General features: G+C 36.8%; 1 protein-coding gene and 1 pseudogene. Both read right to left on the reverse strand.

Features of this window, described 5'->3' with window-relative positions:
* Nucleotides 1-256: pseudogene (locus tag A2U94_RS20235) on the reverse strand (reverse transcriptase/maturase family protein); the annotation flags it as partial.
* Between the two features lie 81 nt (nt 257-337).
* The coding region (locus A2U94_RS22210; protein ID WP_197473429.1) for a transposase domain-containing protein at nt 338-495 on the reverse strand (158 nt) is incomplete at its 5' end.

Genomic DNA, 495 nt, shown 5'->3' on the forward strand with positions numbered 1-495 from the left:
CATCAATGCGCTTTCTCAAGATACCAACGAGAGTATGATGGTCAATATTATCAAAAAAACCTTTGATATCCCCTTCGACAAACCACCGGCTTCCTGTAAATGTTCGCTGGATTTCCTGAAGTGCAGTATGGCAACTCTTTTTCTTCTGATAAGCATGAGATGACGTTGAAAAAGTTGGTTCATATATAGCCTCTAATATCATTCTCACTACTTCCTGCACCAATTTATCTGTGAAGCTTGGTAGACCGTAAGCCCGAAATAAAAAACAGCGTACCTTCATGGTACGCATGATAAATAGCCGTATTTTTATGATTTTTTATCAAAAATACGGCCTCATCTATCTTCTATTACATGTTGCTTGAATCATTTTAGACCAAGGCATGTATTGATCTAGAATTTCAGGATTTTGATGGATGCCGATATTCGGTAGATCCGTCAAAAGTTTCTTTATATATTCATAGAAATCAATGCCATTACTTTTTGCAGTTTCTGCGA

This window comes from Bacillus sp. VT 712, assembly GCF_001614195.1.
In the GTDB taxonomy this organism is placed as follows: Bacteria; Bacillota; Bacilli; order Bacillales; family Bacillaceae_H; genus Priestia; species Priestia flexa.